The 17,222-nt window shown below is 72.7% G+C and carries 16 protein-coding genes; 10 read left to right on the forward strand and 6 right to left on the reverse strand.

Translation table 11 applies throughout. The features are described from left to right. Positions 1 to 24: 24 nt before the first annotated feature. The gene (gene greA, locus ACFFCA_RS14515; protein WP_375485989.1) at positions 25 to 522 is read left to right on the forward strand and encodes a transcription elongation factor GreA; all 498 of its coding nucleotides are present in this window, start codon (positions 25 to 27) and stop codon (positions 520 to 522) included. A gap of 14 nt (positions 523 to 536) precedes the next feature. Here greA and ACFFCA_RS14520 read toward each other — a convergent pair whose 3' ends face one another. Then, the gene (locus ACFFCA_RS14520) at positions 537 to 1,025 is read right to left on the reverse strand and encodes an Lrp/AsnC family transcriptional regulator (protein WP_375485991.1); all 489 of its coding nucleotides are present in this window, start codon (positions 1,023 to 1,025) and stop codon (positions 537 to 539) included. A gap of 71 nt (positions 1,026 to 1,096) precedes the next feature. Between ACFFCA_RS14520 and ACFFCA_RS14525 the strand changes: the two genes are divergently transcribed. From ACFFCA_RS14525 to ACFFCA_RS14550, 6 genes are all read left to right on the forward strand, one after another. Then, positions 1,097 to 2,536, forward strand: coding sequence for a sigma 54-interacting transcriptional regulator (locus ACFFCA_RS14525; protein ID WP_375485993.1), 1,440 nt, complete (start codon positions 1,097 to 1,099; stop codon positions 2,534 to 2,536). A 92-nt stretch (positions 2,537 to 2,628) separates the two neighbouring features. Then, positions 2,629 to 3,474: a hypothetical protein gene (locus ACFFCA_RS14530; RefSeq protein WP_375485994.1), complete on the forward strand. Its 846-nt coding sequence runs from the start codon at positions 2,629 to 2,631 to the stop codon at positions 3,472 to 3,474. 89 nt (positions 3,475 to 3,563) lie between these two features. Next, entirely contained in the window at positions 3,564 to 3,722 is a 159-nt protein-coding gene (locus ACFFCA_RS14535) for a hypothetical protein (RefSeq protein WP_375485996.1), read from the forward strand. A 53-nt stretch (positions 3,723 to 3,775) separates the two neighbouring features. Further along, complete coding sequence (locus ACFFCA_RS14540) at positions 3,776 to 5,728, forward strand: VWA domain-containing protein (protein WP_375485998.1); 1,953 nt, start codon at positions 3,776 to 3,778, stop codon at positions 5,726 to 5,728. A gap of 36 nt (positions 5,729 to 5,764) precedes the next feature. Then, the gene (locus ACFFCA_RS14545; RefSeq protein ID WP_375486000.1) at positions 5,765 to 6,223 is read left to right on the forward strand and encodes a hypothetical protein; all 459 of its coding nucleotides are present in this window, start codon (positions 5,765 to 5,767) and stop codon (positions 6,221 to 6,223) included. Between the two features lie 16 nt (positions 6,224 to 6,239). Further along, complete coding sequence (locus ACFFCA_RS14550) at positions 6,240 to 6,683, forward strand: GNAT family N-acetyltransferase (protein ID WP_375486001.1); 444 nt, start codon at positions 6,240 to 6,242, stop codon at positions 6,681 to 6,683. Between the two features lie 10 nt (positions 6,684 to 6,693). Here ACFFCA_RS14550 and ACFFCA_RS14555 read toward each other — a convergent pair whose 3' ends face one another. Together ACFFCA_RS14555 and ACFFCA_RS14560 are read right to left on the reverse strand one after the other, a co-directional pair. Continuing rightward, on the reverse strand, positions 6,694 to 7,560 hold the full coding sequence (locus ACFFCA_RS14555) for an SGNH/GDSL hydrolase family protein (protein ID WP_375486003.1): 867 nt from the start codon (positions 7,558 to 7,560) through the stop codon (positions 6,694 to 6,696). A gap of 101 nt (positions 7,561 to 7,661) precedes the next feature. Next, positions 7,662 to 8,216: a helix-turn-helix domain-containing protein gene (locus ACFFCA_RS14560; RefSeq protein WP_375486005.1), complete on the reverse strand. Its 555-nt coding sequence runs from the start codon at positions 8,214 to 8,216 to the stop codon at positions 7,662 to 7,664. A 74-nt stretch (positions 8,217 to 8,290) separates the two neighbouring features. Between ACFFCA_RS14560 and ACFFCA_RS14565 the strand changes: the two genes are divergently transcribed. Further along, positions 8,291 to 9,874: an FAD-dependent oxidoreductase gene (locus ACFFCA_RS14565; protein ID WP_375486007.1), complete on the forward strand. Its 1,584-nt coding sequence runs from the start codon at positions 8,291 to 8,293 to the stop codon at positions 9,872 to 9,874. 79 nt (positions 9,875 to 9,953) lie between these two features. On the opposite strand, the gene ACFFCA_RS14570 is transcribed toward ACFFCA_RS14565, so the two are convergent. Then, positions 9,954 to 11,996, reverse strand: coding sequence for a phosphocholine-specific phospholipase C (locus ACFFCA_RS14570; RefSeq protein WP_375486009.1), 2,043 nt, complete (start codon positions 11,994 to 11,996; stop codon positions 9,954 to 9,956). 141 nt (positions 11,997 to 12,137) lie between these two features. Here ACFFCA_RS14570 and ACFFCA_RS14575 point away from each other — a divergent pair, with 141 nt between their 5' ends. Next, the gene (locus ACFFCA_RS14575) at positions 12,138 to 12,629 is read left to right on the forward strand and encodes a SigE family RNA polymerase sigma factor (protein ID WP_375486010.1); all 492 of its coding nucleotides are present in this window, start codon (positions 12,138 to 12,140) and stop codon (positions 12,627 to 12,629) included. Beyond that, on the forward strand, positions 12,626 to 13,480 hold the full coding sequence (locus ACFFCA_RS14580; protein ID WP_375486012.1) for a hypothetical protein: 855 nt from the start codon (positions 12,626 to 12,628) through the stop codon (positions 13,478 to 13,480). The genes ACFFCA_RS14575 and ACFFCA_RS14580 overlap by 4 nt, the downstream gene beginning before the upstream one ends. Positions 13,481 to 13,498: 18 nt before the next feature. On the opposite strand, the gene ACFFCA_RS14585 is transcribed toward ACFFCA_RS14580, so the two are convergent. Further along, entirely contained in the window at positions 13,499 to 16,015 is a 2,517-nt protein-coding gene (locus ACFFCA_RS14585) for a GNAT family N-acetyltransferase (protein WP_375486014.1), read from the reverse strand. Continuing rightward, entirely contained in the window at positions 16,008 to 17,189 is a 1,182-nt protein-coding gene (locus ACFFCA_RS14590; protein ID WP_375486016.1) for an acetoin utilization protein AcuC, read from the reverse strand. The genes ACFFCA_RS14585 and ACFFCA_RS14590 overlap by 8 nt, the downstream gene beginning before the upstream one ends. Between the last annotated feature and the right edge of the window lie 33 nt (positions 17,190 to 17,222).

The following is a 17,222-nucleotide window of genomic DNA, read 5'->3' on the forward strand; positions in this document are numbered from 1 at the left end:
GCATCGATCCTGAGGAGTTCTGCCGTGTCCACGACCGACGACCCGAACGTCACCTTTCTCACGCAGGAGGCGTACGACCGCCTCTCGGGCGAGCTGGCGGACCTCATCGCGAACCGGCCGGCCATGGCGCAGGAGATCAACGATCGCCGCGAGGAGGGCGACCTGAAGGAGAACGGCGGCTACCACGCGGCCCGCGAGGAGCAGGGCAAGCAGGAGGGCCGCATCGTCCAGCTGCAGACCCTGCTGCGGACGGCGAAGGTCGGCGAGGCACCGGTCAGCGAGGGCAAGGCGGGGCCGGGCATGTTCGTCACCGTCCGCTTCGACGGCGACGACGAGGAGGAGTCGTTCCTCATCGGCTCGCGCGAGGAGGCCGAGACGGCCGGCGTCGAGGTGTATTCCGCGCAGTCGCCGCTGGGCAAGGCGCTCACTGGGGCGGCCGAGGGTGACACCGTCGAGTACGAGACGCCCAACGGCAAGGTCGTGAAGGTCCAGCTCGTCGCCGCCAAGCCTTTCAGCGGCTGAGGACGGCCCGCCGCTCAGACCAGCGGCAGCACCCGCAGCGGCACGGGGTTGCTCAACGCGATGACCGACGAGGACCGGAGGATGTCGGCGCACTGCGTCACCTCGTCCAGCACCTGTTGCAGGTCGTCGTTCGACCGCGCGACGACGCGGCACAGCATGTCGCCCGGCCCGGTGATGGTGTGCACCTCGAGCACCTGCGCGATCCGCCGCAGGTGCTCGAGCACGGCCCGTCCCCGCCCCTGCTTGATCTCCAGGGTCGCGAACGCGGTGACGGTGTAGCCCATCGCGACCGGGTCCAGGGTCGGGGCGAAGGTGGCGATCACACCCGCACCGGCGAGCCGGTCGAGGCGCGCCTGCACCGTCGCGCGGGCCACCCCGAGCCGCCGCGACAGCTCCAGGACGCCGACGCGAGGCGCGGCGTCGAGCTCGCGGAGCAGCCGGGCGTCCAGGTCGTCGAGCGGGCGCCCGCGGTTCGACGGCGCAGGTGGCCCCGAGCTCGGCATCCGACCACCCTGGCACAACGCCTCAGGCTCGTGGTGGCGGCTCGCGCCCACCGCGACGTAGCGTGAATGGGGTGACTTCACCCGCGACGACGGCGCCCGCGCCGAGCACCATCGGCGAACTGCGCGCCGCCGACCACGTCCAGCGCTCCGTCAAGACCGAGATCCGTCAGAACCTCATCGACCGTCTGGCCGCCGGGCAGCCGACGCTCCCCGGCATAGTCGGCTTCGACGACACCGTGGTGCCCGAGGTCGAGCGTGCCCTGCTGGCCGGCCACGACATCGTCCTGCTGGGCGAGCGCGGCCAGGGCAAGACGCGACTCATCCGCACCCTCATCGGCCTGCTCGACGAGTGGACGCCCGTCGTCGAGGGCTGCGAGATCAACGACCACCCCTACGCGCCGATCTGCGCGCGCTGCCAGAACCTCGTCGGCGAGCTCGGGGACGAGACCGCGGTCGCGTGGAAGCACCGCTCCGAGCGGTTCGGCGAGAAGCTGGCGACGCCCGACACCAGCGTCGGCGACCTCATCGGCGACATCGACCCGATCAAGGTCGCGCAGGGCCGCACCCTCGGCGACCCCGAGACCGTGCACTACGGCCTCGTGCCGCGCACCAACCACGGCATCTTCGCGATCAACGAGCTGCCCGACCTCGCCGAGCGCATCCAGGTGGCGTTGCTCAACGTGCTGGAGGAGCGCGACATCCAGGTCCGCGGTTACCAGCTGCGCCTGCCCCTCGACCTGCTCGTCGTGGCCAGCGCCAACCCGGAGGACTACACCAACCGCGGGCGCATCATCACGCCGCTCAAGGACCGTTTCGGCGCCGAGGTCCGCACGCACTACCCGCTCAAACTGTCCGACGAGCTCACGCTCATCGCGCAGGAGGCCGCGGTGCTGTGGAGCGATTCGACGCACGCGGCGCCGCTTGTGCCGCAGCACCTGCTCGAGGTCGTCGGGCGCTTCGCCCGCGCCGTGCGCGACGCACCCCAGGTCGACCAGCGCTCCGGTGTGTCGGCCCGCTTCGCGATCAGCGCGGTCGAGACGGTGGCCGCGTCCGCGGTCCGGCGGGCCGCCGTCACTCACGAGGCTGCGGCTGTCGCGCGCATCAGCGACCTGCCCGCCGTCATCCCCGCGTCGCGCGGCAAGGTCGAGTTCGACGACGCCGACGAGGGTCGCGAGTTCGAGGTGCTCGAGCACCTGCTGCGCCGCGCCGTCGTCGAGACCTTCCGCTCGAGGGTCGCCGGGCTGGACCTGCGCGTGCTGCAGGAGCGCTTCGACAGCGGGTTCACCGTCTCCACCGGCGACGGTGTCGCCGCGCAGGACCTGCTGGACCAGCTCGGCCCGGTCCCGGTGCTGTCGAGCCTCCTGGACCGCCTCGAGCCCGAGGGCATCGGCGAGGGACCGGCCGCCATCGGCGTCGCAGCGTCCGTCCTCGAGTTCGCGCTCGAGGGTCTGTACCTCAACCGCCGCCTGGCCAAGGACACCGACGGCTCGCGCACCGTCTACGGCGCCTGACCATCGAGCTTCCGAAATCCCGGTCCGTAGGTCATGATCACGGTCGCGCCCGCGGCACCGTGTCACGGGCTTGAGCCCCGCCCGGGAGCACCGTGTTCACCAGAGCCCGCATCGTCGCAGTCCTGGCCGCGGTGGCCGCACTCGTCAGTGTCGCCACGACCCCGGCTTCAGCGAGCACGCCCGCGAACGCGGACGAGCTCACGCCGTTCCTGCCCTCCGGTCACTGCCTGGTGACCAGCCGGAACGAGCCGATGGTCCAGTTGTGGTCGGCGTCTCGCCGGTTCCAGCTCTTCCTGTCCGACGACGGCCAGCTCACTCTCGAGAACCACATCGAGTACCGGGGCGCCGGTGGCGAGGGTTATCAGACCTGGACCCCGTACTGGCCGCGGAAGATGACGACGGGCGCCCGGATGTGTATGAGCACGGCGGGTGATCTCGTCCTGTCCAAGCACGGGACGACGTTGTGGCACTCGAAGACCTCGGGCCGCGCCAAGGGCGGGAGGGCCCAGCTCACCGACGGCGGACGCTTCGTCGTCCGGACGTCGACCGGCAGGGTCGTCTGGTCGTCCTCCACCACGGCCGTCCTGTTGCGTGCGGGCGACCACCTGATGCCGGGCTCGACCCTGGTGAACCGGACTCATCCCGGTTCGACCACGCGGTTGACGATGTCGACGTCCGGCGACCTGGTGCTCATGCGCAACCACACCGTCGTGTGGCACACCAAGACCCACGCCCGCGGCAGCCATCTCACGGTGACCTCGGCCGGGCACCTGTCGGTCATCACCCGCACCGGTCGCGTCGTGTGGCGCAGCGCGTACGAAGGGCACCGCCCGGTGCTCACGATCGCCCAGAAAGGCCGTTTCGTGTTCGACGGCCTCAACCGCAACGGATGCTATGTGCGGCCGTCGTACTCCAGCCACGACTGCGGTGAGGGCTGACCCGACGCCGGGAGAGTTGTCCGCTCCGAACGCGGAAAAGTCTTCCTGCGTTCGGTGATCGGCAGGCCGGGGCCGGACACACCATGGGCATGACCGGATTCGATCCCACCGCCCCTGACCGCGACACCGACCGCGACGAGCCCGACGAGGTGCCCGGCAACGTCGTGCCGCCCGAGAACCTGACGGGCGACAGCGTGCACGAGCAGGACGAGCCCGGCCAGCAGGACGCGCCCCGCGGCGACGGCTGACGTCCCGTCCGCGGCGCGCCCCGCACCACCACGCCGCGAGTACCGTCGATCGGGTGGCGAAAGCATTCCGTTACGGCGCATGGGACGGCGGCCCCGACCCGCTCGACCCGCCCTACGACGTCCGACAGGCCCTGGACGACATCGGTGACGACGTCCTGGCCGGCATGTCGCCGCGGGACGCGCTGAACCGCCTGCTGCGCCGCGGCAGCAACGACCGCGACGGGCTCGACTCCCTGCGCCGCCAGGCCATGGAGCGCGCCCGTCAGCTGCGCCGCAGCGGCCGCCTCGACGGCACGCTGGACAAGGTGAAGGAACTGCTCGACGAGGCCGTCGAGCAGGAGAAGCGCGCGCTGTTCCCGATCCCCGACGACTCGGCCCGGATGGCAGAAGCCGAGCTCGAGACGCTCCCCCGGGACACCGCCCGTGCCGTGCGCGAGCTGGCCGAGTACCAGTGGCGTTCGCCCGAGGCCCGCGAGACCTACCAGCAGATCAAGGACATGCTGCGCAGCGAGGTGCTCGACGCGCAGTTCAACGGCATGAAGCAGGCGATGCAGAACGCCACGCCGGAGGACTTCGCGCGCATCCGCGAGATGATGTCCGCACTGAACGACATGCTCGACGCCGACGCACGGGGCGAACACACCCCCGAGGACTTCGCCGAGTTCATGGAGACCTACGGCGAGTTCTTCCCGGAGAACCCGGAGAACCTCGAGGAGCTCGTCGACCAGCTCGCCCGCCGCGCGGCCGCCGCCCAGCAGCTCATGCAGTCCCTGACGCCCGAGCAGCGTGAGGAGATGGCCAACCTGATGGCCCAGGCGATGGGCCAGGCCGGTCTCGCCGACGAGATGGCCCGGCTGCAGCAGGGCCTGCAGTCGGCCCGTCCCGACCTGCCGTGGAACGGCCGCACCCGCATGGACGGCGAGCAGGGCATGGGTTTCGCCGACGCCACCGGGGCCATCGCCGAGCTCGCCGACCTCGACCAGCTCGGTGAGCTGCTCGACCAGGACTACCCCGGCGCCAGCCTCGACGACATCGACGAGGAGCTCGTGGAACGCGCCCTGGGCCGCGCGGCCGTCGACGACATGGCCCAGCTGCGCCGCATCGAACGCGAGCTGCGCGAGCAGGGCTACCTGCAGCGCGGCTCGGAAGGTCTGCGCCTCAGCCCCCGCGCGCTGCGCCGCCTCGGCGGCACCGCGCTCAAGCGCGTCTTCGCCTCGATCGAGTCCCGTGGGCGGGGTTCGCACGACGTCCACGACGCCGGTGCCGCCGGCGAGATCACCGGCGCCAGCCGCGAATGGCGCTTCGGGGACGAGCAGCCGCTGGACGTGGTCCGGTCGCTGCGCAACACCGTGCTGCGCACCGGTGGTCGCGATCTCGAGATGGCCGCCGAGGACTTCGAGGTCGTCGAGACCGAGCGACGCTCGTCGGCCGCCATCGCCCTGCTCGTCGACATGTCCTACTCGATGGAGCTGCGCGGGACGTGGGGCGAGGCCAAGACCACCGCGCTCGCCCTGCACTCGCTCGTCACCACGAAGTACCCGCAGGACGCCATCGAGATCATCGGATTCAGCGACTACGCCCGCGTGATGAGCCCGAATGCGCTGGTCGAGCACGACTGGGACCGCGTGCAGGGCACCAACCTGCAGCACGGGCTGATGCTGGCCCGCCGCCACCTCGACAAGCACCGTGGCGCCGACCCGATGATCCTGGTGATCACCGACGGCGAACCCACCGCGCACCTCGCCGCCGACGGTTTCGCCGACTTCGCCTGGCCGCCGACGCCGCAGACGCTCGCCGCCACACTGGCCGAGGTCGAGCGGTGCACGCGTCGCGGCGCGACCATCAACGTCTTCATGCTCGACGACGACCCACGGCTGGTCGCGTTCATGCAGGAACTCGGGCGACGCAACGGCGGGCGCGTCTTCCAGCCCAAGCGGGGCGCGCTCGGCGAGTTCGTCGTCGAGGACTACCTCGAACGCCGGCGCGGGCGCCGCCGGGCCGGCTGAACCAGCGCCGACGAACGCCGGGTTAGCCTCGGCGTCATGTTCAAGATCTTGCTCGCGCTGCACCTCGTGTTTGCCGTTTTCGCGATCGGTCCGCTCGTGCACGCCGCGACCACGGCCGGACGTGGCGTGCGCACCGGCGACAGCGCGGCGACGGCGGGATCGGCGCGGCTGCTACGCATCTACAGCTACGCGTCCGTGCTGGTGATCCTGCTCGGCTTCGCGCTGATGAACGCCAAGCTGCCCTTCGCCGGCGCACACGGCGCGAAGGCCGGCGAGTTCGGTGACCTGTGGATCTGGTTGTCCCTGGTGTTGTGGGTGGTCGCCGTCGGGATCGTGCTTGGCCTGCTGGTCCCGACCCTGGAGAAGGCAAGCGAGACGATCAGGGCGGAGGGGTCGGTCGTGACCCTCACCGGGCGCGTCGCGGCCGGTGGCGGGGTGGTGGCGCTGATCTTCGTCGGCATCGTGTTCCTCATGGTCTACCGACCCGGGTCATGACAGGTCGGGCGAACGCATGACGATCACCGCCGGCGAGATCGACGCGGCGCGCTCCACCGACCTGCGCCGCGAGGTGCTGCGCCCCCACTGGGCGCCGGGCACGCCGATGCACGGCGACGACCTGGCCGACGCGGTGCACATCGGCGCGGTCGACGGCGACACCGTGGTCGGCGCGTGCGTGCTGCAGCCCGCCCCGTACCCGCACGGCGACGAGCCCGGTGCGTGGCAGTTGCGAGGCATGGCGACGGCCGAGGGTCGACGCGGGGAGGGCATCGGGGCCGTGGTGCTCGACGCGGCCGTCGAGGCCGTCCGCGCGCGCGACGGGCAGTTCCTGTGGTGCAAGGCGCGAGAGGTCGCTGTCGCGTTCTACGAACGCAACGGGTTCACCGTCGGGTCGCCGCGCTACGTCGAGCCGCAGACCGGCCTGCCGCACCACGACATGTACCGCCGCCTGGCCTGAATCAGGCGGTTCAGTGCAGGCCGAGGACCTTCTCGGTCTGCGCGGCCAGCTTCGACTCGCCCAGCGCGTTCGGGTGCACGATCACCGGGTTGGTGCCGCCGAGCACCGGCTCGATCCACCGGGTGCCGATGGCCTGGCAGGCGTCGTGCCCGTTGGAGACGGAGCTGAGGTCGACGTACGTCGCGCCGGTGGCCTTGGCCGCACGCTGCACGGCGTCGTTCAGGGTCGCCTGCTCGTTGCGCAGGTAGGGGATGTCGCCGCTCGCGACCGGCAGCTGCGGGAAGCAGCCCTTGCTGGTCGGCACGATCCACGGGTAGCCGAGGATCGCGACGCGGGCGTGCGGGGCCTTGGCCCGGACGGCCTTGAGCGCCTTGACCAGCGACGGGTAGGTGGTGGTGCGGATCGTGTTGTCGAACGACGCGCCGTACCGGTCCTGACACGGGTGGCCCTGGCCGAGCGTCGAGATCCCGAGGGTGCCGCACTCGAGGATGGAGTCGATGAAGACGCCGCTGTCGTTGCCGCCGATGGTCATGGTGACCAGCTGGGTCGTGGACGACAGGGCGTTTAGCTGCGGGGCCACGCCGGGGTACTGCGAACCCGCGAAGTCCTTGGTCTCGGCGGCACCGCAGGTGACGTCGGTGAGCTGGGCATGCGTGGCCGCGGCGATGTCGTGCGGGTAGTTGACCGTGGACCGCAGGCACTGCGGCGGGGCGGTCGGGTCGGGCGGCAAGGTGCCGGAGGCGGCGCTGTAGGAGTCGCCCAGAGCCACATAGTGCAGACCCGTGGTCGCGCCCGCCGGGGCGGTACCGGCGAGCAGGGCGACGGCGAGGCCGGCGGCCCCGAGAACGGCGGACAGGACGGTGGTGGCTCGGCGCACGGACGGTCTCCTTCGACGGCGGCGATGCTGCGACGGGGGTCGTACCTTGCCCGGTACAACGAGGCGGCGGCTCGGACGTCACGCCGGACGCGGCCGGCGGGCTACCCGTCGTGATGCACGTGGGCCCGCTCGCCGTCGCGGTCGAAGACCATGATGAGCTCGGCCGGGCCGCCCAGTGCCACCATCGCGTGCGGCGTCATGGTCGCGAACTCGGCGGCCTCACCGGTCTCCACGACGACCTCGCGGTCACCGAGCAGCAACGCCACTCGGCCCTCGACGACGAACAACCAGTCGTGGCCGGGATGGACCCGCTGCTGCGGGGGCGTGCGCACGGGTTCGAGCCGCAGCTTGATGGCGATCGTGCGGCCGGTGGGGCGGTTGAGCGCCCAGGTCGTCCGGCCGCCGGACCGGCTCACGGTCGGGCGGATCACCACGTCGTCGTCCGCGCGGACGTCGAGCAGCGCCTCGACGTCGATCTGCAAGGCCTTCGCCAGCGGCAGCAGGACGTCCAGGCTGATCGCCCGCTTGCCGGTCTCGATGCGGCTGATGGTCGACGGGCCGAGGCCGGTACGCGCCCCCAGCTCGTTCAACGACAGGCCCAGGGACGTGCGCAGGCTGCGCAAGCGGGTGCGCACGATCTGCTCCACGTCTCTCATGGCACCCTCCCGATGTCTTGCGTTTATTGCAAGACATCATGCCACAAACGACAAGGCTCGGTAGGGTCGTGCTCATGAGCAGCCATCAACACCGAGGGATCGAACGCCACTGCGACGTGGCCGTCATCGGCGGTTCCGCCGCCGGTCTGGCCGCGGCGCTACAACTGGGCCGGCAACGGCGGTCGGCCATCGTGATCGACGCGGGCGAACCGCGCAACGCCCCCGCCGCCCACGTGCACGGCTACCTGGGCCGGGAAGGCGTCGCCCCGTCCGCGCTGCTCGCCGCCGGCCGCGAGGAGGTGCGCAGCTACGGCGGCGAGGTGCTCACCGGGCAGGTGGTGGGCGTGACCCGGGCCGGCGACGACGCCCTGCGGGTCGAGCTCGAGGGCGGGACGGCCGTCGTGGCGCGCCGCGTCCTGGTCGCGACCGGCCTGGTCGATGAGCTGCCGGACGTCGCCGGCCTCGCCGCGCACTGGGGACGTGACGTCATCCACTGCCCCTTCTGCCACGGCTACGAGGTCCGCGACCAGCGCCTCGTCCAGCTCGTGACGCACCCGATGGGCCTGCACGCCGCGGCGCTGTTCCGCCAGCTCACCGACCGGCTGACCCTGGTCGTCGACGACCGCGTCGACGCCCCCGACGCCGAGCTGGAGACCTACCGCGGCTCGGGTGTCACCGTCGTCCGCGGCCGCGCCGAGCGGGTGGTCGACGACGCCGACGGCAAGGTGGTCGGCGTGCAGCTGGCCGACGGTGCGCGCCTGGACGCCGACGCGATCGTCGTCGGGCCGCGGTTCCACGCCCGCACCGAGGCCCTTGCCGGTCTCGGCCTGGCCGCGACGCCGCACCCGTCGGGGCTCGGTGACGCGCTGCCGGTCGAGGCCGACGGCCGCACCGCGGTCGCCGGCGTCTATGCGGCCGGCAACGTCACCGACCCGATGCAGCAGGTCTCGGCAGCCGCGGCGCAGGGCAGCCTCGTCGGGGCCCGGATCGCCGGCGACCTCGCCGCGACCGACCTACAGGTGGCCACCCGGACGTCGGGCAACCAGGCCGACTGGGACCACCGCTACGCCGGTGAGCCGCTGTGGAGCGGCAACCCCAACGGCACCCTCGTCCGCGAGGCGGGGGCGCTCACGCCGGGCCGGGCGCTCGACGTCGGCGCCGGTGAGGGCGGGGACGCCCTGTGGCTGGCCGAGCAGGGGTGGCAGGTCACCGCCAACGACGTCTCCCCCGATGTGCTGGCCCGGTTGCACGCCCAGGCCGAGCGCCGCGGTCTTGCTGTTGAGTGCCTGCCCGCCGACGCCAACGCCCGCGACCCGTTCGGCGCGCAGGCCTACGACCTGGTGACCGCGCACTACGCCTCGATCCCGCGCACCCCCGACCGCCGCGGCGAACGCAACCTGCTCGGCGCGGTCGCACCCGGGGGCGTCCTGCTCGTCGTCGGGCACGACCTGGAGCCCATGCGAGAAGCCATCGACAGTGGGCAGGGGCATGCCTTCGACCCGGACGCCTACAAGCGCATCGACGACGTGGCCGAGCTGCTCGCCGACGCGGCGGGCTGGGACGTCGAGGTGCACGAGAAGCGCCCGCGCCCGCCGGGTGCCGCGTCCGGGCACCACGTCGAGGACGTCGTGCTGCGGGCCCGCCGCCGCGTCGGCTGAGCGACGGAACCCTCACAGTTGTCCGCGCCCGCACGAGCGTGGACGCATCTGGGCGCGGACAACTCGGGAGGGCCGAGCGTCAGCGTCCCAGCTGCGGGTCGCTGGTGCCGGGGCGTCCGTCGTGCACGCGCCCGGCCAGGGTCCGTCCGAAGGTCTTGTCGTCGGGCACCGTGACGGCCAGGTCGTACCAGCCGCCCGTGTGCGAGACCGCCACGCGCAGCGTCGCCGTACGGCCGGCCGGCACCGTGACGCGGTGCGTCCTGCCCCGGTGGGCGTCGACGACCTCGGCGTGCTGCACGCGCCGACCGGGGTTGCGCAGGGTCAGCACGACCTCGCCGGCGGACGAGCGCAGCGCCGTCTCGACCGGCGCCGCGCCCCGTCCCGTGAACCGCCGGAAGAAACCGTCCGGGCCGTGCAGGTCGAGCGCGTACTCGACCGCCGGCCACGACGGCGCGACCGAGTCGCTCGCGCCGACGGTGTAGCTCCACGGGCCGCCGGGCAGGACGGTCGAGCGTGCCTGCAGCTGAGCCCCGAGCCGCCCCCGGTTGTCGACGGCCAGGCCGAACCGACCTTCCGCGGTCACCGCGCGCACGTCGAGCGCGTACCCGAGCGCACGCGACGGACGCACCCCGGCCTCCTGCGCCGGCAGTGCGCCGCGGGCGGGCGGCGTCGGCTTGTAGTCCGGGTGTCGCTCGCTGTCGGTCGGCTTGTACCCGGCCGTCGCGGGCAGCGACGGCGCCGAGGTGCGCGTGCGCCCGAAGTCGAAGGCCGACGTGAGGTCGCCGCACACCGCCCGCCGCCAGGGCGTGATGTTCGGTTCGGCCACCCCGAAGCGCTTCTCGATGAAGCGGATCATCGAGGTGTGGTCGAAGGTCTCCGAGCACACCCAGCCGCCGGTGCTCCACGGCGACACCACGAGCATCGGCACGCGCTGGCCGAGGCCGTACGGCCCGGGCGAGCCGGTCGACCCACCCGCTCCGGACACTCCGGTGTACAGCTCGTGCTCGGTCGGCACCGTCGACGCGCCGCGCAGCGTCGTCGTGTTCGCGTACGGCGGCACCACGTGGTCGAAGAAGCCGTCGTTCTCGTCGTAGGTGATCAGCAGCGCTGTCTTCGACCACACCTCGGGGTCGGACGTGAGCGCGTCGAGCACCTGCGAGACGTACCAGGCGCCGTAGTTGGCCGGCCAGTTCGGGTGCTCGGTGAAGGCCTCGGGCGCCGCGATCCACGACACCTGCGGCAGCGTCCCGCCGGTGACGTCGGCACGCAGCTGGTCGAAGAAGGTGCCGCCCTTCGACACGTCCGTGCCGGTGCGGGCGCGGTCGTAGAGCGGGTCGCCCGGTCCGGCGTTGCGGTACTGGTCGAAGTACAGCAGCGAGTTGTCGCCGTAGTTGCCGATGTAGGGGTCGTCGGTCCAGCCCCACGAGCCGGCCTTGTCGAGGCCGGTGCCGGCGTCCTGGTAGATCTTCCAGCTGACGCCGGCCCGCTGCAGCCGTTCGGGGTACGTCGTCCAGGAGTAACCCAGCTCGTCGTTGCCGATGACCGGGCCGCCGCCCCTGCCGTCGTTGCCGACCCACCCCGTCCACGCGTAGTAGCGGTTCGGGTCGGTGGGGCCGAGCAGCGAGCAGTGGTAGGCGTCGCAGATCGTGAACGCGTCGGCCAAGGCGTAGTGGAAGGGCACGTCGTGCCGGGCGAGATGGGCCATGGTGGTCGAGGTCTTCGTGGGCACCCAGGCGTCGTACCTGCCGCCGTTGAACGCCTCGTGACCGCCGTTCCAGCCGTGGTCCAGGTCCTGGATGAAGGCCAGGCCCAGGTCGTCCAGGTCGGGACGGAAGGGCAGCACGTCGCGGGTGCCGTCGCTCTGGTTCCACACCGGCTTGCCGTTGGGCAGCACGGCGGGGTGCGGGTCGCCGAAGCCCCGCACACCGCGCAGGGTGCCGAAGTAGTGGTCGAAGGAGCGGTTCTCCTGGATGAGCACGACGATGTGTTCGACGTCCTCGAGCGAGCCGTGACGGCGGTGCGCGGGCACGGCCGAGGCCCGCGCGATGCTGGTGGGCAGCGCGGTGAGGGCGGCGGCGCCGCCGGTCAGCTGCAGGAAACGTCGTCGGTCCAACGTGGGCATGGGTCCTCCGATGGGGTGACGCCCTCGACGTTTGCTGACACAGTCGACGGACAGGCAGCATCCAGGTGAACGGACGTCGGAGAACCTTTCCGCCCCCTCAGCTCGTCTGTGCTGGTGTGGACCACTGCGACGGGAGTGCGCGTGCATGACGAGGCCGGTTTCCGCGCCTTCGTCGAGGCCGAGGGCGCCACGCTGCAGCACGCCGCCCGGCTGCTGACGGGCGATCACCATCGCGCCGAGGACCTCGTCCAGACGGCGCTGACCCGGGTCTACCTGAAGTGGAGCCGCATCGACGCACCGCTGGCCTACGCACGGCGCGCCCTGGTCTCGGCGCACATCGACGCCTCCCGGCGTCGCTGGTGGGGTGAGCGCCCGACCGCCGAGCTGCCCGAGCCCGAGGTCGCGGACAGCGCTTCGTACGCCTACGACCTGCGCGACGAGCTGCGGCGCCTGCTCGCCGAACTGTCACCGCGTGAGCGGGCGGTCGTGGTCCTGCGCTTCTACTGCGACCTGTCCGAGCGCGACACCGCCGACACGCTCGGCATCCCGCTCGGCACCGTCAAGAGCAGCTGCGCCCGTGCGCTGGCCCGCATGCGGGTCGACGCGACGAGCGCGGCAGGAGGAAGTTCATGAGTCCCAGCGAATCCGATCTGCGCGCCGCGCTGCGGGACGGCGAGGGTGACGACGCCGTCGACGTCGAGCGCGTCCTCACCCACGCGCGGGCGGCGCGCACGCAGCGTCGTGTCCGCGTGCTCTCCACCGCCGCGGCCGTGGTGGTGGTCGCGGGCGCCGCGGTGGGCGGCGCCGCCGTGTGGGGCGGCGGCTCGGGCGGTGGGCAACGCCAGGCCGGCGGCCCGTCGGCGGCGTCGTCGCCCGCCGGGTCCGCGTCGCGCTCGCCCGCCGTGCTCCCGCCCGCGTCGGACGACGCCGGACCGGCTGCGCTGTGCCCGGGCACGTTCCCGACCCGCACGTCGCCGACGGGCCGCTCGTCCGCAACCACCGGCGCCATGTTCGACCAGCCGGTGCGCACCGTCGTCGTGTGCGGGTACAGCAGCACCGGCGCGCAGGGAACGGCTCCGTCCGCCTCGACGAGGTTGACGGGCGCCGACGCGACGGCGCTGGTCACCAGCATCGAGCACGCGTCCACCAGCAAGCTGGCCGTCATGTGCCCGCAGATCAGGTCGGCGCAGCGCCGCCAGCTCGCGATCGTCGCCTACACGGCCGACGGGCACGCCCTGCCGACGGTCACGACCGACGTCAGCCTGCCGAACTGCAACCAACCGATCACCAACGGCACCGCGGTGCGGTGGGCGTGGCGGCCGCCGGCCGACCTGTCCGGTCGGATCGCCGCGCTCACCGGGCCGACGCGCCGGCAACCCGTCGGCGGTGTCACCGGTGGTGGTGTCACCGGCGGCGGTGCGAGCGGCGTCCCGGGCAGCGGCGGCGTGACCACGGGCGTCCGGAACGGCACCCCCGTCCGCTGACGTGCTTGACGACGCTTGTCAGAAGCCGCGCAGCCGGCGTGGGCCGGTGTCCGGGCGCGCGGTCGGCGGCCCGATCCACACCTGCGCCGTCGTCACGACCACCCCGTCGGCCGCCGCGGTGACGCCCAGCGTGCACTCGGCGATCTCCGGCAGCGCGTCGGCCGCGGTCGACAGCCGCATCGCCAGCTCGGCCAGCGCCGTCCGGTCGGCGACGACCCCGCCGCCGTAGCCGTCCAGCATCGGCGCCGCCCGCGGGGCGCTGATCAGGTCGTCGGCGTCGGCCGTGGTCACCGGCACCGCGGCGTACGCACGGTCGCCGAGCAGCTCGGTGGCGACGCCACGCACGCCGAACGAGATCAGCGCGCCGAACGACTTGTCGTCGTGGGCCGTCATCACCACGTCGACCCCGTCGCTCGGGGCGGCCAGCATGCCGTCGGCGAGCGCGATGCCGAAGTGCGACAGCAGGGTCCGCGACTCCTCGACGTCCAGGTCGCGGCCGCCCGGCGCCGAGGCCAGCAGGTCCACCACGAAGGCCCGTGCGGCGGCGAGGTCGACGTCGTCGAAGGATCGGATGACGCCGGGGTCGCGCTGACGCCAGGACGAGTACCGCACCGTCCGGGCCAGCGCCCGCACGGCCCGTTCCGGTGAGGCGTAGGACGGGATCGAGCCGCGCGCCGGCGACGCGTCACCCTCGGCGGCCAGGCCCGCCGGGACGCCCTCGAAGCCGAGGAAGGTCGACAGCACCGGCTTGTCGCTGCGTGCGGCCGCGGTGCGCAGCGCCCGCGCGGCGTCCTCGGACGACCTGCGCTGCAACGGCGGCACGAACACCACCACGGCGGCGTCGACGTCCGGATCGGCCAACGCCTCGTCCAGCGTGGCCTCGAGCTGGGCCGCCGTGCCGTCGACGCCGATGTCGTCGAGCCGGCCGAGCTGCAGGTCCTCCTCGGCCAGGCTGTTGGTGACCAGCACGCCGAGCGCGGTCGAGTTGCCGACCACCGCCACCCGCGGTCCGCGCGGCAGCGGCTGCGAGGTGAGCAGCAGCGCGACGTCGAACAGGTCGCCTACCGTGTCGACCCGGATGACGCCGGAGGCCTCGAACAGCGCCCGCACGCTCGTCTCGGCGACCTCGACCGACGTGTACGCCAACCCGGGCACCACCATGGCCGCGCCGCCCTTGATGGCCACGATCGGCTTGGTGCGGCCGAGCCGGCGGGCGACCCGCGCGAACTTGCGCGGGTTGCCGAAGCTCTCGAGGTACATGAGGACGACGTCGGTGTGCGGGTCGGTCTCCCAGTACTGCATGAGGTCGTTGCCCGAGACGTCGGCGCGGTTGCCGGCCGAGACGAACGTCGAGACCCCGAGACCGCGTCGGGAGGCCTCGCCGAGCACCGCCACGCCCAGCGCGCCGGACTGGCAGAAGAACCCGGACCGTCCGGCCAGCGGCGGCAGCGGGGCCAGGGACGCGTTCAGTGACACCGCCGGGTCGGTGTTCACGACGCCCAGGCAGTTCGGGCCCACGACCCGGATGCCGTGGTTGCGGGCGGCGTCGATCAGCTCGTGCTGCGCGACCAGCCCGGCCTGCTGCTCGGCGTCCTCACCCCGCTCGCCGAACCCGCCGCTGAGCACGACCAGCCCGCGCACCTCCCGCTGCGCGCACTCCTCGACGACGGCCGGCACCTGCGCGGCGGGCACCGCGACCACGACGAGGTCGATCTCGTCGGGCACGTCCAGGACGGAGGCGTACGCGCGCACCCCGCCGACGTGCCGGGCGTCGGCGTTCACCGGGTACAGCGGGCCGTCGAAGTCCATCCGCAGCAGGTTGTGGAACACCGCGTTGCCGATCTTCGCGGGGTCGTTGCTGGCGCCGACCACGGCCACCGACTTCGGGTGCAGCAGCCGGGCGATCGAACGCGCCTCGGCCCGCTGCTCCCGCTCGCGCATGACCGTCTCCGTCACCGACGTCTCGTCGACCGCGAACTCCAGGGTGACCTCGCCGTACTCGAGGTGGCGGGTCGTCTCGTACCCGGCGAGGCGGAAGACCCGGATCATGGCCTCGTTCTCGGCCAGCACCACGGCGATGAACCGCTGCAGCCCGTTCTCGCGCGCCGCGGCGGCCAGGTGCTCGAGCAGCACCGAGCCGATCCCCCGCCCCTGGTGCTTGTCGGCGACGACGAACGCGACCTCGGCGTCACCGCTCTGCCCGTGCCGCTCGTACCGGCCGACCGCGATGATCTGCCCGGCCAGGACGGCGACGAACGCGACACGGTCGTGGTGGTCGACGTGCGTGAAGCGGTACAGGTCGCGTGGCGGGATGCGCGGGTAGGCGGAGAAGTAGCGCAGGTACCGGGTGCGCTGCGAGAGCCCGCTGTGGAAGGCGACGAGCGCGTAGGCGTCGCTCGGCCGGATGGGCCGCAGGTGGACGGTGCCGCCGTCGGCGGCGACGACGTCGGCCTCCCAGTGGCGCGGCGCCTCGGGCCAGTCGGCGTCGTCCGCCGGGTCGACGACGGGCGGGGCCGCCGCGCCGGGGTCAGTCACGGGGGTCGAAGGGGTCGAGGCCGTGCAGCGGGTACACCGCGCGACGCGTGGCGGCGATGGCGCCGTCGAGCCAGCCCTCGCCACCGGGTTCCCAGGCGGTGACCTCGGGCAGCGGCTGCTCACCCATGTGCGTGGGCAACCGGCCCACACCCCGGCCGCGCAGGGAATCCGACCACGCCTCGGGGACGGGCGTGTCCGGGCTGATCCGCACGCCGGACGCCTCGGCCAGCAGGTGCGTCCACGTGCGGGGCACGCAGCGGACCACGCCGTAACCACCGCCGCCGAACGCCACCCAGCGACCGCCGGCGTGCCGGTGGGCCAACTCGTGCAGCTCCGCGATGGCCTCCCGCTGCCCGTCGACGGTGAGCCCGAGGTTGGCCAGCGGGTCCTCGTGGTGGGTGTCGCAGCCGCACTGGGTCACCAGCACGTCCGGGTCGAACGCGCGCACCACTCCGGGCACGACGGCCCGGAAGGCGCGCAGCCACCCGGCGTCCCTGGTGCCCGGGGGCAGCGCGACGTTCACCGAGGTGCCTGCCGCGTCGCCGTCCCCGATCTCGCTCGGCATGCCGGTGCCCGGGAACAGCGTCCGCGGGTCCTGGTGCAGGCTCACCGTGAGCACCCGCGGGTCGTCGTAGAACGCCGCCTGCACGCCGTCGCCGTGGTGCACGTCGATGTCGACGTAGGCGACCCGGCTCGCCCCCGCGTCCAGCATCGACCGGATGCCCAGGACGACGTCGTTGAAGACGCAGAACCCGGACGCGCGGTCGCGCATCGCGTGGTGCAGGCCGCCGGCGATGTTGACGGCGTGCTCGACCTCGCCCGTCCACACCTGCATGGCCGCCCGGGCCGAGCCGCCCGCGATCAGGGCCGACACGTCGTACATCCCCGCGAAGACGGGGTCGTCGGTGGTGCCGAGACCGTAGCCTTCGAAACCGGGGTCGACGCTGGCCTCGCGGACCGCGGTGAGGTAGTCGGGCGCGTGGACGGTGAGCAGCTGCGTCTCGTCCGCTGCCACCGAGGGCGAGACCTGCAGCCGGTCGAGCACGCCGAGCTCGCGCGCCAGCCGGATCGTCAGCTCGAGGCGGACCGGGTTCATCGGGTGGTCGCCGAAGTCGTAGTCGAGATAGCGCTCGTCCCAGACCGCCGAGGCCGTGCAGTCGCCGTACTCGCCCATGGCACGACCGTAGTCCGATCGCGTCGCTAACCT

Origin of the sequence: uncultured Jatrophihabitans sp. (assembly GCF_964252635.1) — a bacterium.
GTDB lineage: Bacteria > Actinomycetota > Actinomycetes > Mycobacteriales > Jatrophihabitantaceae > Jatrophihabitans.

Excerpts from the sequence above, each read along its gene's own strand:
- ACFFCA_RS14560 (WP_375486005.1), bottom strand. The coding sequence starts at position 8,216 with ATGAGAGACGTGGAGCAGATCGTGCGCACCCGCTTGCGCAGCCTGCGC.
- ACFFCA_RS14590 (WP_375486016.1), bottom strand. The coding sequence starts at position 17,189 with ATGGGCGAGTACGGCGACTGCACGGCCTCGGCGGTCTGGGACGAGCGC.
- ACFFCA_RS14565 (WP_375486007.1), top strand. The coding sequence starts at position 8,291 with ATGAGCAGCCATCAACACCGAGGGATCGAACGCCACTGCGACGTGGCC.
- ACFFCA_RS14570 (WP_375486009.1), bottom strand. The coding sequence starts at position 11,996 with ATGCCCACGTTGGACCGACGACGTTTCCTGCAGCTGACCGGCGGCGCC.
- ACFFCA_RS14535 (WP_375485996.1), top strand. The coding sequence starts at position 3,564 with ATGACCGGATTCGATCCCACCGCCCCTGACCGCGACACCGACCGCGAC.
- ACFFCA_RS14520 (WP_375485991.1), bottom strand. The coding sequence starts at position 1,025 with ATGCCGAGCTCGGGGCCACCTGCGCCGTCGAACCGCGGGCGCCCGCTC.
- ACFFCA_RS14580 (WP_375486012.1), top strand. The coding sequence starts at position 12,626 with ATGAGTCCCAGCGAATCCGATCTGCGCGCCGCGCTGCGGGACGGCGAG.
- ACFFCA_RS14550 (WP_375486001.1), top strand. The coding sequence starts at position 6,240 with ATGACGATCACCGCCGGCGAGATCGACGCGGCGCGCTCCACCGACCTG.
- ACFFCA_RS14545 (WP_375486000.1), top strand. The coding sequence starts at position 5,765 with ATGTTCAAGATCTTGCTCGCGCTGCACCTCGTGTTTGCCGTTTTCGCG.